Genomic DNA, 14,204 nt, shown 5'->3' on the forward strand with positions numbered 1-14,204 from the left:
GGACGCTCAGCGCTTCCGGCCCCGCATCCGCACCGGCGCGACGAGCGCGTCGATGATCCGGTGCTTGGTCCGGGTGTAGGGCGGGTAGATCAGTTCGAGCGTGTCGGGCCAGAGCGGTTTGTCCAGCGTGGGCCGCTCGTGCGAGAACGTCCGCACGGAGTGTTCGCCGTGGTATGCGCCCATGCCGCTGCCGCCGACTCCGCCGAACGGCAGCCCGGGGACGGACAGGTGGGCCGCCGGAATGTCGAAGCACAGCGCCCCGGACGCGGTCCGTTCGGCGAAGGCCCGGCGTGTTTCCGGGTCCTTGCTGAAGACGTAGAGCGCCAGCGGCTTGGCCCGTCCGTTCACGTGGCCGATTGCCTCCTCGAGCCCGGCCACCGGCACCAGCGGCAGCAGCGGTCCGAAGATTTCCTCGGCCATGACGGCGTCGCCGGGCGCCGGCCGGAGCAGGGTGGGCGCGAAGTAGCGGGCGGCGGCGTCGCGTCCTCCGCCGTGCACCACGGTGCTGGCGTCGGCGAGGGCCGCGAGCCGGGCGAAGTGCCGGTCATCGACAATCCGGCCGTAGGACGGGCTGGCCGCCGGGTCAGGGCCGAAGAGCGCCGTGACGGCTTTGATGAGTTCGGCCTGCAGCGGATCCAGGACCTCCTCCCGTGCCAGGACGTAGTCCGGGGCGACGCAGGTCTGGCCGGCGTTCATGAACCGGCCCCAGGCGATGCGTTTGGCCGCCGTGGCCAGGTCCGTGGAGGCATCGACATAGGCCGGGGACTTGCCGCCGAGCTCGAGTGTCACGGGGGTCAGGTGCTCGGCCGCCGCGCGCATCACCACCTTGGCCGCTGCTTCTCCCCCGGTGAAGAAGATGTGGTCGAAGCGTTCGGCCAGGAGGGCTGCGGTCTCCGGGATGGCCCCCTCGACCACCTCGGCGGCACCGGCCAGGTACTCGGGAACCCACCGGGCCAGGGCGGCCGAGGTGGCCGGGGCGTGTTCGCTGGGCTTGAGCACCGCGGTGTTTCCCGCGGCGAGGGCCCCGGCCAGCGGGGCGAGCACCAGTTGCAGCGGATAGTTCCACGGCCCGATCACCAGCACCACGCCCAGCGGAGTGAGCTCGGTCCAGGCCCGGGCCGGCCGCGCCGCGAGCGGCACCGGCACACGGCGGGGCCGCAGCCAGTCTTCCAGGTGCCGCTCCAGGTGGGCCGCCTCCGCGGCGACGAAGCCGATCTCCGCGAGCTGCGCCTCGGTGGGGTGCTTGCCCACATCCCTGGCGAGGGCCGCGGCGAAGTCCGCGTGCCGTTCGCCGAGCATGCGCCGGAGATTGCGCAATTGCTCCAGCCGCCAGGCCAGCGGACGGGTCGTGCCGGCGTCGAACAAGGCCCGGGCGCGGGCGACGGGTGAGGCTACGGTCTGCATCCGATCAATGTACAGCCCGGCGCCCGCTCCAGCGGTCCGCTACCGGATGGAACTCCGGCACCGGATAAAACCGCCCTAACGCTGGAATGGTCCGGTTTTCAGGACTATGTTGAAGATATGAACAAGGTAGCGAGCAAGCACTTCGGCGAGGTCGAGCTCAACCACGGAAGGGATCATAATCTCACCGCCACGCATGAGCTGGCGGGGCAGACCGTGGAGCTTGACCTTAATGTCAACGCGCATGACCATTTCGACGAAGCGGCCATGCATAAAGTTGACTACCGCTTGCGCTTCCTGCCCGAACTTGTGGACCAGGTCCGCGAAATGATCGCCGAGGAACTGGCGCAGGAAGGCACCAGCCCGCAGGAGTACCGCCACTTCCATTGCAACGCGATCAAGGACGAGCACCTCAAAAAGGTCTTCGGTGTCGAGGACAAGAGCCAGCTGACCGACGAGGTCTTCCTCAAGGCGCTCAAACTGGGCCACGTGGGCATCTACCCCGGCCAGCCCGAACGCTACTTCGTGCTCGACTTCACGCTGGGCCAGCACTTCACCGACGAGGTCCTGGTCGCCTCCGCCGACGAGGACGGGGTCGTCGACGACGAAATCCTCTGGGAATCCTGACTCCTCCCCCGTCCCGGGGTTGAGCAGGTCCAAGCCCAGAACGGGTCCAGAGACAGAGTAGGTCGAAGGACAGCGCAGGTCGCAGGACAGCGCAGGTCGCAGGACAGCGCAGGTCGAAGGACAGCGCAGAACGTACGACGCCGGCCGGTCACCTTGCAGGTGACCGGCCGGCGTCGTTATGTCAGGTTATGTCAGCTCGGCTGTTATGTCGGCTGGCGGGTTCAGCGGCGTGCTACTTGGCTGCTTCCAGCAGTTCGGCGCGGACCGTCTTGGTGGCCGTGACCAGGTTGCGCAGAGACTCTTCGGTCTCGGCGTAGCCGCGGGTCTTCAGGCCGCAGTCCGGGTTGACCCAGAGCTGGCGGGACGGGACGTGCTTGACGGCGGTGCTGAGCAGTTCGGTGACTTCCTGCTCGCCCGGGACGCGGGGCGAGTGGATGTCATAGACGCCCGGGCCGACGCCGCGGCCGAAGCCGTGGGATTCGAGGTCGTGCACGACCTCCATGCGGGAGCGGGCGGCCTCGATCGAGGTGACGTCGGCGTCGAGGCCGTCGATCGCGTCAATGATGGCGCCGAACTCGGAGTAGCACAGGTGCGTGTGGACCTGGGTGGCGTCGGCGGCGCCGGCGGTGGAGAGGCGGAAGGACTTCACGGACCAGTCCAGGTACGCGGCCTGGTCGGCCTTGCGCAGGGGCAGGAGCTCGCGCAGTGCGGGCTCGTCCACCTGGATGACCTTGATGCCGGCTGCTTCGAGGTCGGCGATTTCGTCGCGGAGGGCGAGGGCCACCTGGTTGGCGGTCTCGCCGAGCGGCTGGTCGTCGCGGACGAAGGACCACGCAAGGATGGTGACCGGGCCGGTGAGCATGCCCTTCATCGGCTTGTTGGTCAGGGACTGCGCGTACCTGGCCCATTCCACCGTGATCGGGGCGCTGCGGGTGACATCGCCCCACAGGATGGACGGACGGGTGCAGCGCGAGCCGTACGACTGGACCCAGCCGTGCACGGTGACGTCGAAGCCTTCGAGGTTCTCGGCGAAGTACTGGACCATGTCATTGCGCTCGGGCTCGCCGTGAACCAGGACGTCGAAGCCGAGCTCCTCCTGCAGGTCCACGACGCGCTTGATCTCGTCCTTCATGAGCTGCTCGTACTGACCCGTGGTGAGGTCGCCGCGGTTGGCACGGGCCCGGGCGGTGCGGATTTCCGAGGTCTGCGGGAAGGAGCCGATCGTGGTGGTGGGCAGCGGCGGCAGGTCCAGCGCCTTCTCCTGAGCGGCTTCGCGGACCGCGTAGGCGGAGCGGTTGAAGTCGGCGTCGGTCAGCGCGGCGGTGCGGGCCCGGACGTCGGCGCGGCGTACGCCCTCGGCTTCGGCGCGGGAGGCGATGACGCGGGTGGCCTCGTCGATGGCCGGCCGGACGGCCGCCTCGTCGGTCAGCAGGCCGGCCAGGGTGACAACCTCGACGGCCTTCTGGTCGGCGAAGGCGAGCCAGCTGCGCAACTGCTCGGAGAGCTGGACTTCCTCGTCGACGTCGTGCGGGACGTGCTGGGTGGAGGTGGAGGTGCTGATGGCGAGCTTGGCCACCGACTTCTTCAGCTCGGCGATCTTCTTCGCGGAGGCCGCGAGGTCGTTGCGCCAGATGTTGTGGCCGTCCACGACGCCGGCAACCAGGGTCTTGTTGCCCAGTGCGGCCAAGGCGGCAGCGGAGGGGACCTCACCCTTGAAGACGTCCAGGTGCAGGGCGTCGATCCCGGTGGCGGCGAGGGTGCCGAGCTGGCCGTTGAGCGCACCGTACGGGGTGGAGACAAACAGCTGCGGGCGCTGCGCCGCGGCGGCGAGAACCTCGTAGGAGCGGGCGACGGCGGCCTGGATTTCCTCGGCCGGGGTGTCCTGGTCCACCACGAGGGCGGGCTCGTCGAGCTGGACCCAGCTGGCGCCGGCGGCGGCAAGATTCTGGAGCAGCGCGGTGTAGACGGGCAGGACTTCCTCGAGGCGGGACAGCGGGCTGAAGCCGGCCGGGGCGTCGTCGGAGGCCTTGCTCAGCAGGAGGAACGTGACCGGGCCGACGATGTACGGGCGGGTCTGGACGCCGTTGGCGAGGGCGTACTCGAATTCCTCGACGATCCGGTTGGAGGTCAGCGCGAAGGGGGTCTCGGGGCCGATTTCCGGGACGAGGTAGTGGTAGTTGGTGTCGAACCACTTGGTCATTTCCAGCGGCTGCTGGTCCTTGTTGCCGCGGGCCAGGGTGAAGTAGCCGTCGATGTCCAGCTGGCCCTCGGCGTTGAGGAGGTTGCCGAAGCGGGCGGGCACGGCGCCGAGGTGGGCGGCGGCGTCGAGGACCTGGTCGTAGTAGGAGAACGTGCCGGGAACGGCGGCGGCTTCGGTCAGGCCGAGGCCCTGGAGGCGCTTGGCGGTGCCGAGCTGGATCTCCTTGGCGGCGGTGTCCAGGGCCGCGGCGTCGATTTTGCCGGCCCAGTAGGCCTCGACGGCCTTCTTGAGCTCGCGGCGGCGGCCGATGCGCGGGTAGCCCAGGATCGAGGCGGACGGGAAGGGGGTGGTGCGCTGTTCAGTGCTGGGAAGTTCAGTCATGGGAAGTCCTTGGAGTTGGTCGGTGACAGAAGACGAAAGTTGGGCGGTCAGCTGAAGCGCTGGCCGGCGGCACGCCGGGAGCCCGAGAGATGACGAAGGTTGGGCGGTCAGCTGGCTGGCTGGCTGGCTGGCTGCTGGCGGCAGGCCGGGAGCCTGCCAGATGACGACGGTTGAGCGGTCAGCTGGCGAGCTGACTGGCGGCACGCCGGGAGGCGTTGATGCGCCCGGCGCCGTGCCGGCTGCCACCCTGCCGATTGCCGCCCTGCCGATTGCCGCTGCGCGGTCGGGGCAGTGCGAGTTTGTCCAGCACGTCGAGGGCGGCGGCGTGCTCGTTGAACGTGTAGAGGTGGATGCCGGGGGCGCCGGCCTCCAGGGCGGCGTTGGCGAGGTCCACTGTGGCGCTGACGCCGATCCGGGTCCGCTCGGCGTCGGTATCGGCGGCCGCGAGGCGGTCGATGAGCTCCGGCGCCGGCTCCACGCCGGTCAGTTCGCCGAGGCGGGCGAGCCGGCGGAGGCTGGTCAGCGGCATGACACCGGGGATGATCGGGATGGTCACCCCGGCCCGGCGTGCCCGGGTCAGGAGGTTGGCGTACTGCTCGGTGTGGAAGAAGACCTGGGTGATGGCGAAGTCGGCGCCGGAGCGCTGCTTGGCCAGCAGGACCTCGACGTCGTGCGCTTCACTGGGAGATTCCGGGTGACGGGTCGGGTAGGCGGCGACGCCGACGGCGACCTTGCCGGCGCACAGGAGCGCCGAGCGGCGCTGTTCCACGCGGCGGATGAGTTCGATCAGGTCCTGGGCGTAGCGCAGCGACCCGGGCGGCGGGGTTGCGCCGTCCTTGGGCTGGTCGCCACGCAGGGCGAGGATGCCACGGACCCCGACGTCGAGCAGTTCGCCGATGATCTCCGCCAGTTCCTCCGGGGAGTTCCCGACGCAGGTCAGGTGGGCCAAGGGCCGCAGCGTCGTTTCCTGCACGAGCCGGTTGATGAGCTCGACGGCGGTGCTGCGGTTGGAGCCGCTGGCGCCGTAGGTCACGGACACGTAATCCGGGTCCGTGGCTTCCAGTTCGCCGATGGTGGTCCAAAGGGATTCAGCGGCGGCGGCCGACCGCGGCGGGAACAGCTCGTAGGACAGCGCAACGGGAGCCGCGCCGGCCAGGTTGGGATGGGTGTCGATAAGGCTTGGTGGTGACATTTGCGTCCTTGGCTGTGAACACTGGCGCATGCCCGGAAAACGGGACGGGTCGCCAATGAATTGAGTTTGGGGAACACGGAGGGAACTCCAGCAGGGCGCAGCCGCGACTGTTACGCCTGATACGAAGTTGTCCGTGAGCAAATGTCAGGCCCACATGGGGGCACCCACACCCTCCTGGGCCGCCCTGGGGCATGCCTTCAACGGAGGATCGCTGACACGTTACTGAGGTAACTTGTATAGAACTCTAAGGGGCGGTAGCGGGGCCCTTCAAGTCGGCGTCCGAATTAAGACGCACCTTTACGGCCTTCTGCGGGTCCGGACAGAATAATGTTCGCGGCCGGGCCGATTTTGTTACGCTGCCCGGCCCCCTCCCCATCGCCCTTGCTCAGGACTATCCTTTTGCCATGATCCAGCTTCCAGCCAGTTACCAGGAGTACCTCGCCGGCAAGAGCGAGAGCTTCATCAACACCGTCCGGCCTGTGCTCATGCAGTCGGCTGCAGACAAGTCGCACGGCGTGCGCGTCTCCTACAACCGCGGCCCCACCGGCCACCAGGCGCACCTGGACGAGAGCATCCCGTTCGGGACGGTCATTGAGGACATCGACTGAAACCGGCCGGGCCCAGCGGGCCCTAACCCCGCTAGCCTTCCAGGAGCAGCCGCTGCGAGCGCGGAGCCAGCGTGTGTTCCAGCACGAGGCAGGCCGCGCCGACCGCACCGACGTCCTCGCCCACGCCCGTGCCCACAACTTCGATCCCGTGGATCAGCCGGGTGGCGCTGTTCGCCTCGATCAAACCGGGGATCTTCTCCAGGTAGGCCGTTGACAGGCAGGTCCAGAACGGGCCGCCGAACACCACCCGGTCCACGTCCAGGGCGTTCGTGACGGCCGAGACCGCACGGGCTACGAGCACGGCGGATCGTTCGATGATCTCCTTCGCCTGTTCGTTGCCGCTGTAGGCGAGTTCGCACAACTGCGCAAAACGCTCCTGGACCTCCGGCGCACTCCGGTCCTGACGCGCACCGTCCAGCACCCCGGCCGCCTCGGCCTGGGCGACGAGCACCTGCGGAATGGCGGAGGATTTCACGCAGCCGCGCTGTCCGCAGTCGCAAAGGGCGCCGTCCGGGTCCACGATGATGTGCCCGATCTCCCCGGCGTTGCCCGAGGTCCCCCGGACGACTTCGTCGTTGAGGACAATTCCGCAGCCGATCCCGGTCCCCATGTACATGAAGACGAAGCTGCCTTCGCCGCTGGGGCCGCCGGCCCAGGTTTCCGCGACGGCGGCGCTGGTCACGTCCTTGTCCATCAGGGTGGACAGGCCGGTGGCTTCGGTGAGGGCGTCCCGCAGCCGGACCCGGTCCCAGCCGGGCAGCAATGGCGGATCCACCACCGCGCCTTCGGTCAGGTCGATCGGGCCCGGGGAAGCAACGCCCAGCCCCGCGATCCGGGCCGGGTTGGCCCCGGAGTCGGCGATGAGCCTCTTGATTTCCGCCGCGATGGTGTCAATGACGGCCCCGGGGTCCGTGCCGGGCGGGGTGCTGATCCGGGAGTGCTTGACGACGGCGCCGAGGAGGTCCAGCACCACGAACGTGAGCACGGCCGGGTCCAGATGGACGCCCACCGCGTACATCCCCGCGGGATTCAGCCGGAGCATGGTCCGCGGCTTGCCCGGCCCGGTGCCTTCCTTGCCGGCCTCGACGATCAGGTGCTGGTCCAGCAGCCGGCGGGAAATATTGGAAATGGTCTGCGGCGACAGCCCGACGATCTGGGCCAGCTCCACCCGGCTCAGCCCGGCCGGCGCGCGGCGGATGGCGTCGAGGATGACCGTGAGGTTGAAATCGCCCATCTTCGGTAGGTTGGTCCCTCGCCTCGGTGAGGGTTGCCGGATCTCGGTCACTGTTACCTCTAAACGTCTTTGGCCACGCACAGCAGTTGTCAGAATCGTACGTTACGTGCAGGCGTGCGCCCACACATCTGCTTTTCGACCCGAATGTTTCACTTTTGTGGGCGCCGGGTGCTGGCCGTCACCGTGAACTTCGGATTCCTGCCGACCTCGCGTGTCGGCCCGATCAGTCGTTCGAGTGCCGGCCGGTAGTGCAGGTGGCTGTTGAACACGGTCCACAGTTCCCCGCCGGGAGCTAGCACCCTGCCGGCGGCCTCGATCAGCTTGATCCCGGCGCCGGCGTGCACGGCCGCTTCCAGATGGAAGGGCGGGTTGAGCAGGACCAGGTCGGCACTGGCATCCGGCAGCGTGCTCATGGCGTCGTCCTGCAGCACGTCGATCCTGCCGGCCAGGGCGTTGGCGCGGGCCGTGGCGAGGGCTGAGTCGACGGCGGCCGCGGACCGGTCCGTGGCCGTGACGCGGGCGCCCGGGTTGGCACGGGCGTACATCGCGGCAAGGATGCCCGTGCCGCAGCCCAGGTCAATGGCATGGGAGGCGTGGGGCATCCGCGGCAGGAAGTCCAGTAGGAACCTGGTACCGATATCCAGCCCGGTGCCGGCGAAGACGGCTCCCCGGGCGCAGACCGTTAGCCCCAACTCTTCGTTCACCTCGGTGACCGGGAATGGCGGGGCTGCCGGGACGGGCTTGGGGCGCCGGGCCAGCAGGAGCCGTGACTTCTGCCGGGCCAGCTGGGGCTGGACGTCCGCGAAGTAGCGTCCCAGCACCGCGTTCATGCCCAGGCTCATGTGTTTGACGCGGCCACCCGCCAGCAGGACGACGTCGGGCGCCGCGTAGCGGGCGATGGCGTCGGCGATTTCCTCGAGTTCCGCGAGGGACCGGGGCAGTTGGAGCAACACGACGGCGGCGCCCTCCAGCAGTGCGGCGCCAAGCGGGAGTTGCTCGAAGCCGGCGTCGATTGCCAGGGCCTCGGCGTTGGCGCGGAGCGCCCGCTCGCCGGTGATGAGGTCCTGGTGGACCCGGACGGGGCCCGTCCCGGGCGTCGGGGCCTCGGAGTTCAGGGCACCCAGCGTGAGGGCACCGTACCGGTCCCCCACGACCGTGAGCCGTCCCCCGGGCCGCAGCAAGCCTGCCGCCTGCATCTCAAGGGTAGTGTCCAGCAGGAGTTTGTCCGTGGCGTCCCACGCCTGCAGGTTGGCGGCCTCGACATCCGGGAATCGTCTCAACCGGGCCAAGAGGGATTCGAAGTTGGTGTCCGCCACGCGCGTTGTGCCGCCGTTTCTTCTCAAGCTTGGTACCTGCAAGGCTTTACGTTATCCCGAACCGGCCAGAAGTGTGAGGATTCCCGCGACGGCGGCCCGGCCGGCACGGTTGGCTCCGATGGTGGACGAGGACGGCCCGTAGCCCACCAGGTGAACCCGGGGCTCGGCCGCAACCCGGGTGCCGTCCATCGCGATGCCGCCGCCGGGTCCGCGCAGGTGCAGCGGGGCGAGATGGTCGAGCTCGGCCCGGAATCCCGTGGCCCACAGGATCACCCCGGCGGCCAGGAAGCCGCCGTCGGCCAGCCGGACGCCGTCGGGCTCGATCGCGGTGAACATGGGCTGCCGGTCAAGGACGCCGCGCTCCGCGGCGGCGCGCAGTGCCGGCGTCCGGATCAGGCCGGTCACGGACACGACGCTCTGCGGCGGGAGGCCCTGGCGCACCCGCTCCTCGACGAGGGCGACGGCGTAGTGGCCCGCCTGCCGGTCAAAGGCGGCCTCGCGCCAGACCGGTTCCCGGCGGGTGAACCACGAGGTGCCGGTGACTTGGGAGATCTCATCGAGCAGCCCGACGGCGGAGATCCCGCCGCCGACCACAATGACATGCAGACCGCGGAATTCTTCGGCCGAGACGTAGTCGGCCACATGCAACTGCCGGCCGCGGAAGCTTGCCTGGCCCGGGTAGATGGGCCAGAAGGGCCTGGTCCAGGTGCCGGTCGCGTTGATGACGGCGCGGGCAGACCACTCGCCGCGGGATGTGGTGATCTTCAATCGCCCGGCAGGATCGGCGTCTTCGCGGCTCACTGACTGCACTTTGACGGGCCGCTCTATCGCCAGGCCGAGGTCGTGTTCGTACCCGCCGAAGTAGCGGGTCAGGAAACTGGAGCTGGCCTCGGCAGGATCCACGGCCGGCTGCGGGATGCCGGGGAGGTCGCTGATGCCGTTCACCGTGGCCATGAGCAGGCTCTTCCAGCGGTGCCGCCAGGCCCCGCCCGGGCCCTCCTCCGCGTCGAGGACGATGTAGGTCCCGGCAGCCCGGCCCGCCACTGCGGGCCGTCCGGCGCCGGCCTCGGAGGGACCAGCGGGAACCAAGCCGCGGCGCTGCAGGTGGTAGGCCGCGGAGAGCCCGGCCTGGCCGGCGCCCACCACCACGACGTCGGCCCGGCGGGCCGTCTGTGCGGTAATGCCCCGGCCCCCGCTCAGATCTTCTTGACGACGCTGGACTTGAGCTGCATGGGACCCACGCCGTCCACCTTGCAGTCGATGTCGTGGTCGCCCACCCCGTTGACCAGGCGGATGCCGCGGACTTTGGTGCCGACCTTGATGACGGTCGAGCTGCCCTTGATTTTCAGGTCCTTGACCACCGTCACGGTGTCGCCGTCGGCGAGGACGTTGCCGACGGCGTCCTTGATGACGGATTCAGCCTGGAGGTTGGCCTCGGTGTCAGTCTCCGCGGACGCGGACCATTCGTGTGCACACTCCGGGCAGACCAGGAGCGCCCCCATCTCGTAGGTGTATTCGCTGGAGCATTCGGGGCACGGGGGCAAGGAGTCGTTCACCTGCCCAAGTTTAGCCGCACTCTGCCTTAGAACGGGTTGAGCAGCCGGTCCACGAACTGCCGTGTGCGTTCCTCCCGAGGGTCGCGCAGCACGGTGTCCGGGTGGCCGCGTTCGACCACCACGCCGCCGTCCATGAAGATCACTTCGTCGGCCACCTCGCGGGCGAACGCGAGCTCGTGGGTGACCACCACCATCGTCCAGCCTTCGTCCGCGAGCTCTTTGATGACGGTCAGGACCTCGCCCACCAGCTCCGGGTCAAGGGCTGACGTCGGCTCGTCGAAGAGCAGCAGCTGCGGGCGGAGGGCCAGCGCACGCACGATGCCCACCCGCTGCTGCTGCCCGCCGGAGAGCTCGAACGGATAGCTCTTTTCCTTGTCGGCCAGCCCGACGCGGGCCAGCAGTTCCTGGGCATCCTGGACCGCCTCGGCCTTGGGCCGCTTCTGCACCTGGACCGGGCCTTCGATCACGTTCTCCAGGACGGTCTTGTGCGGGAAGAGGTTGTAGTGCTGGAACACCATGGCGCTGCGGTCCCGCAGGTCAAACAGCTGCTTCTTCGCCGCCGTCGTGGAAAAGTCGACTCTCAGTTGCCCCGCGAACTCGGCGACGCCGGCGTCGGGCACTTCGAGGCCGTTCAGGCACCGCAGCACTGTCGTTTTGCCTGAACCGGACGGCCCGATCAGCGTGACCACTTCGCCGCGGCGGACGTCGAGGTCGATGGATTTGAGTACCTCGTGGTCGCCAAAGGACTTGCGCAGGCCCCTGACGGTCAGCAGGGCGGCCTCCGGGGCAGCGGCGTCCGGGCCGGGGGTTTCAGTGGGCGACATAGCGGTCCAATCTCTTCTCCAGAGCGGATTGTCCGCTGGCGAGGACGAGGCAGATGATCCAGTAGATCACGGCCGCCTCCAAGTACAGCAGCATGAATTCCTGGCTGAAGGCCGCTACCTGCTGCGCCTGGCGGAACAGTTCGGTGACGAGGATCAGCGACGCCAGGGACGTGTCTTTGACCAGGCTGATGAAGGTGTTGGACAGCGGCGGGACCGAGACCCGCGCAGCCTGCGGCAGGATGATCCGCACCAGGGTCTGGTGACGTGACATCCCGATGGTGTGGCCGGCCTCCCACTGTCCCTTGGGGACGGACAGGATGGCCGCCCGGATGACTTCCGCAGCATACCCGCCGACATTGAGGGAGAACGCGATGATTGCGCTGGGCCAGGGGCTGATGGTGATTCCGACTGAAGGCAACCCGTAGAAAATGACAAACAGCTGGACCAGGAGCGGGGTTCCGCGGATGACGGAGATATAGATCCGGGCGACCGCGGACACCACGCGGTTGCGGCTCAGACGCATGAGGGCTACCAGCAGGGCCAGCACGAGGCCCAGGCTGAACGACGCCAGCGCCAGCGGGATAGTGCCGGCAATCGCACCCGTGAGGAGAGGTCCCAGCGATGACCACACGAGTTCCCAGTTGATGTTCATGCCCGGACGCGGCATTCCTCGACGACTGCCACAGCGCTACTTCGAGACGTCGGCGTCGAAGTACTTCTGGGAAATCTTCGTCAGGGTGCCATCGGCCGCGAGCTCGCCGAGGGCCTTGTCGATGGCACCGGTCAGGCTGGTTGATCCCTTGCGCAGGGCGAAAGCGCTCAGTGACTTGTCCGTGGTCTCGGCGGCAATCTTGATGCTGTCGTCATGCTGCGTCTTCTGGGAGTCCAGGTACGTCAGCTTGTCATTGATCGTGGCATCGACACGGCCCTGCTTCAGGAGGGTGATCGCCTGCGCCCACCCCTCCACGGCTTCGACGTTCGCGCCGCTCTGCTGGGCCAGCTTGTACCAGTTGCTCGTCAGCGACTGCGCCGTGGTTTTGCCCTTCAGGCTGTCGAAGGACGTGATGCTGTTGTTGTCGGCCTTGGTGACGATCACGCCGGTGCTCACCGTGTAGGGAGCGGAGAAGTCGTACTTCGCCTTACGCTCGTCCGTGATGGAAATCTGGTTGGCCACGACGTCGAACCGCTTGGCGTCGAGGCCGGCAAAGATGGCGTCGAACTGCGTTTCCTGGAAGGCCGGCTTGACGCCCAGCTTCCCGGCAACGGCGTTGATGATCTCCACGTCATAGCCGGTCAGTTCACCGCTGCCGTTGGCGTGGAATGAGAACGGCTTGTACGTGCCTTCCGTGCCGACCTTGAGCACGCCAGCGCTCTTGACGTCGCTGAGGGACGTGTCTGCGCCGGCCGCCGGTGCGGAGCTGGCCGCCGTGGTGGAGGCAGACCCGCAGCCCGTGAGGGCGAGTCCTGCCGCTGCAATGAGGCCGATAACGGAAAGTCCTGTGCGCTTCATGATGGTCCTTAGTCGGGGAGCCGGAAATGGCCTTCCGGCTAAGCCGCATGGCGGCCGTCTCCTAGCGACGATAGCAAGGTCCCGCTCGCTTAGAAGACCTTAAATGACTGTTTGTGACGTCCGGTCATGAGACAGTCTTGACGGATGCGCCATTCGAAGCCGGCCGCCGATGCCCCGGGCGCAAAGCGGGCACGCCAGGGCACAGAGTTAAGCCACAAAGTTAGGGCACAAAAAAGGGAACCACCGTCTCCGGTGGTTCCCTTCGTTGGTGGAGCTGAGGGGACTCGAACCCCTGACCCCCTGCATGCCATGCAGGTGCGCTACCAGCTGCGCCACAGCCCCTCATTTGCCGGGAAGTCTCGTCTTCCCTGAAGCAACCTGAATAGCCTAAACCACAATCGCCGCTTCCGCCAATCGGCGCACCGACCCGTCACATTCACCGCCCCAACACCCCTGCCAGCCGGCGCGGCGTCACACCAGGCACGACAACCGGGAGCGAAAGAAGACACGAAACCCAGGCACCAATACGGGCACAAAAGTGGGCGCGGAACTCGGCAGGACGCACCTGACACGCCCGGCATTTACACACGTTTTGTCCCATAACCCACGTTTTGTCCTATAGCCCCGAAACCGGGTGCGAATCCGGGCAGAAAAAATCCGCCGGAATCTTTCGATTCCGGCGGATTGTCCGGTGGAGCTGAGGGGACTCGAACCCCTGACCCCCTGCATGCCATGCAGGTGCGCTACCAGCTGCGCCACAGCCCCGAATTTTCGCTGCTCCGATGGCCTCTAATGAGGCGCAAAGTTCCGGTTCTTTCTCCGGATCTCTCCGAAGCAACTCAAATATCTTAGAACAGCCCTTCCGAAAATTCCAAATCGGGCATATTCGCCGCCGTTTCGCTCCGGCGGGCCGGCCGGTGCGCGGGCTGCTACTCCGCGTCGGTGCTGGCGGTGGCCTTGGCGGAGGCGTCGTCGCCGAGCTGGAGATCGACGACGGGGCAGTCCTTCCAGAGGCGTTCCAGGGCGTAGAAGACGCGGTCCTCCTCGTGCTGGACGTGGATGACGACGTTCGAGTAGTCCAGCAGGACCCAGCGTCCGCCGGAGCGGCCTTCGCGGCGCACGGGCTTCTGGTCAAACTTGGCGAGTTCGTCCTCGATGCCGTCCACGATCGCGTTGACCTGGCGTTCGCTCGGGGCCGAGGCGATCAGGAAGACGTCGGCCAGTGCGAGCCGTTCGCTGACGTCCAGGGCCACGATGTCCTCGGCAAGCTTCTCCGAGGCAGCGCGGGCTGCGTGGCGGGCGGTGGTGATGGATGAATCGGTTGCAGTCATGGGACTCCTTGTTGTGATGAAAAT

13 protein-coding genes and 2 tRNA genes are annotated in these 14,204 nt (G+C 67.6%); 2 read left to right on the forward strand and 13 right to left on the reverse strand.

The annotated features are described in order from the left end of the window. Nucleotides 1–6 precede the first annotated feature (6 nt). Nucleotides 7–1,404: an aldehyde dehydrogenase family protein gene (locus LDO15_RS13290; RefSeq protein ID WP_223979409.1), complete on the reverse strand. Its 1,398-nt coding sequence runs from the start codon at nucleotides 1,402–1,404 to the stop codon at nucleotides 7–9. A 117-nt stretch (nucleotides 1,405–1,521) separates the two neighbouring features. Between LDO15_RS13290 and LDO15_RS13295 the strand changes: the two genes are divergently transcribed. After that, the gene (locus LDO15_RS13295; RefSeq protein WP_223979411.1) at nucleotides 1,522–2,028 is read left to right on the forward strand and encodes a DUF2004 domain-containing protein; all 507 of its coding nucleotides are present in this window, start codon (nucleotides 1,522–1,524) and stop codon (nucleotides 2,026–2,028) included. Nucleotides 2,029–2,260: 232 nt separating this feature from the next. Here LDO15_RS13295 and metE read toward each other — a convergent pair whose 3' ends face one another. Beyond that, nucleotides 2,261–4,609 carry a 5-methyltetrahydropteroyltriglutamate--homocysteine S-methyltransferase gene (gene metE, locus LDO15_RS13300; protein ID WP_223979413.1) on the reverse strand — a complete coding sequence of 783 codons (2,349 nt, stop codon included), beginning with the start codon at nucleotides 4,607–4,609 and terminating at the stop codon, nucleotides 2,261–2,263. Nucleotides 4,610–4,787: 178 nt separating this feature from the next. Continuing rightward, complete coding sequence (locus LDO15_RS13305; RefSeq protein ID WP_223979415.1) at nucleotides 4,788–5,801, reverse strand: methylenetetrahydrofolate reductase; 1,014 nt, start codon at nucleotides 5,799–5,801, stop codon at nucleotides 4,788–4,790. Nucleotides 5,802–6,205: 404 nt separating this feature from the next. Here LDO15_RS13305 and LDO15_RS13310 point away from each other — a divergent pair, with 404 nt between their 5' ends. Further along, nucleotides 6,206–6,409: a hypothetical protein gene (locus LDO15_RS13310; protein ID WP_223979418.1), complete on the forward strand. Its 204-nt coding sequence runs from the start codon at nucleotides 6,206–6,208 to the stop codon at nucleotides 6,407–6,409. Nucleotides 6,410–6,440: 31 nt separating this feature from the next. Here the strand turns inward: LDO15_RS13310 and LDO15_RS13315 are convergent, their stop codons facing one another. The 10 genes from LDO15_RS13315 to rsfS all read right to left on the reverse strand — a co-directional run bounded on the left by LDO15_RS13315 (nucleotide 6,441) and on the right by rsfS (nucleotide 14,180). Further along, the gene (locus tag LDO15_RS13315; protein WP_223979419.1) at nucleotides 6,441–7,643 is read right to left on the reverse strand and encodes an ROK family transcriptional regulator; all 1,203 of its coding nucleotides are present in this window, start codon (nucleotides 7,641–7,643) and stop codon (nucleotides 6,441–6,443) included. A gap of 149 nt (nucleotides 7,644–7,792) precedes the next feature. Next, the gene (locus LDO15_RS13320) at nucleotides 7,793–8,959 is read right to left on the reverse strand and encodes a class I SAM-dependent methyltransferase (RefSeq protein ID WP_223987361.1); all 1,167 of its coding nucleotides are present in this window, start codon (nucleotides 8,957–8,959) and stop codon (nucleotides 7,793–7,795) included. A gap of 51 nt (nucleotides 8,960–9,010) precedes the next feature. Further along, complete coding sequence (locus tag LDO15_RS13325) at nucleotides 9,011–10,108, reverse strand: NAD(P)-binding domain-containing protein (protein WP_346655960.1); 1,098 nt, start codon at nucleotides 10,106–10,108, stop codon at nucleotides 9,011–9,013. A 47-nt stretch (nucleotides 10,109–10,155) separates the two neighbouring features. Beyond that, nucleotides 10,156–10,515 carry a zinc ribbon domain-containing protein YjdM gene (locus tag LDO15_RS13330; protein ID WP_223979421.1) on the reverse strand — a complete coding sequence of 120 codons (360 nt, stop codon included), beginning with the start codon at nucleotides 10,513–10,515 and terminating at the stop codon, nucleotides 10,156–10,158. A gap of 26 nt (nucleotides 10,516–10,541) precedes the next feature. After that, the gene (locus LDO15_RS13335; protein WP_276572922.1) at nucleotides 10,542–11,339 is read right to left on the reverse strand and encodes an amino acid ABC transporter ATP-binding protein; all 798 of its coding nucleotides are present in this window, start codon (nucleotides 11,337–11,339) and stop codon (nucleotides 10,542–10,544) included. Beyond that, a complete protein-coding gene (locus LDO15_RS13340; protein WP_223979422.1) occupies nucleotides 11,326–11,991 on the reverse strand; it encodes an amino acid ABC transporter permease in 666 nt (221 codons plus the stop codon). The genes LDO15_RS13335 and LDO15_RS13340 overlap by 14 nt, the downstream gene beginning before the upstream one ends. 36 nt (nucleotides 11,992–12,027) lie before the next feature. Continuing rightward, entirely contained in the window at nucleotides 12,028–12,849 is an 822-nt protein-coding gene (locus tag LDO15_RS13345; RefSeq protein ID WP_223979424.1) for an amino acid ABC transporter substrate-binding protein, read from the reverse strand. A 266-nt stretch (nucleotides 12,850–13,115) separates the two neighbouring features. Continuing rightward, a tRNA-Ala gene (locus LDO15_RS13350) sits at nucleotides 13,116–13,191 on the reverse strand. A 350-nt stretch (nucleotides 13,192–13,541) separates the two neighbouring features. Continuing rightward, nucleotides 13,542–13,614, reverse strand: a tRNA-Ala gene (locus tag LDO15_RS13355). 164 nt (nucleotides 13,615–13,778) lie between these two features. Continuing rightward, the gene (gene rsfS / locus LDO15_RS13360; protein ID WP_223979427.1) at nucleotides 13,779–14,180 is read right to left on the reverse strand and encodes a ribosome silencing factor; all 402 of its coding nucleotides are present in this window, start codon (nucleotides 14,178–14,180) and stop codon (nucleotides 13,779–13,781) included. Between the last annotated feature and the right edge of the window lie 24 nt (nucleotides 14,181–14,204).

It is taken from the genome of Arthrobacter sp. NicSoilB8, from assembly GCF_019977355.1.
Taxonomy (GTDB): Bacteria; Actinomycetota; Actinomycetes; order Actinomycetales; family Micrococcaceae; genus Arthrobacter.

What these genes read in the sequence shown, in the direction of transcription:
- LDO15_RS13345 (WP_223979424.1), bottom strand. Translation starts at nt 12,849, where the DNA reads ATGAAGCGCACAGGACTTTCCGTTATCGGCCTCATTGCAGCGGCAGGA.
- LDO15_RS13290 (WP_223979409.1), bottom strand. Translation starts at nt 1,404, where the DNA reads ATGCAGACCGTAGCCTCACCCGTCGCCCGCGCCCGGGCCTTGTTCGAC.
- LDO15_RS13335 (WP_276572922.1), bottom strand. Translation starts at nt 11,339, where the DNA reads ATGTCGCCCACTGAAACCCCCGGCCCGGACGCCGCTGCCCCGGAGGCC.
- LDO15_RS13340 (WP_223979422.1), bottom strand. Translation starts at nt 11,991, where the DNA reads ATGAACATCAACTGGGAACTCGTGTGGTCATCGCTGGGACCTCTCCTC.
- LDO15_RS13310 (WP_223979418.1), top strand. Translation starts at nt 6,206, where the DNA reads ATGATCCAGCTTCCAGCCAGTTACCAGGAGTACCTCGCCGGCAAGAGC.
- LDO15_RS13305 (WP_223979415.1), bottom strand. Translation starts at nt 5,801, where the DNA reads ATGTCACCACCAAGCCTTATCGACACCCATCCCAACCTGGCCGGCGCG.
- metE (WP_223979413.1), bottom strand. Translation starts at nt 4,609, where the DNA reads ATGACTGAACTTCCCAGCACTGAACAGCGCACCACCCCCTTCCCGTCC.
- LDO15_RS13295 (WP_223979411.1), top strand. Translation starts at nt 1,522, where the DNA reads ATGAACAAGGTAGCGAGCAAGCACTTCGGCGAGGTCGAGCTCAACCAC.
- LDO15_RS13315 (WP_223979419.1), bottom strand. Translation starts at nt 7,643, where the DNA reads ATGGGCGATTTCAACCTCACGGTCATCCTCGACGCCATCCGCCGCGCG.
- rsfS (WP_223979427.1), bottom strand. Translation starts at nt 14,180, where the DNA reads ATGACTGCAACCGATTCATCCATCACCACCGCCCGCCACGCAGCCCGC.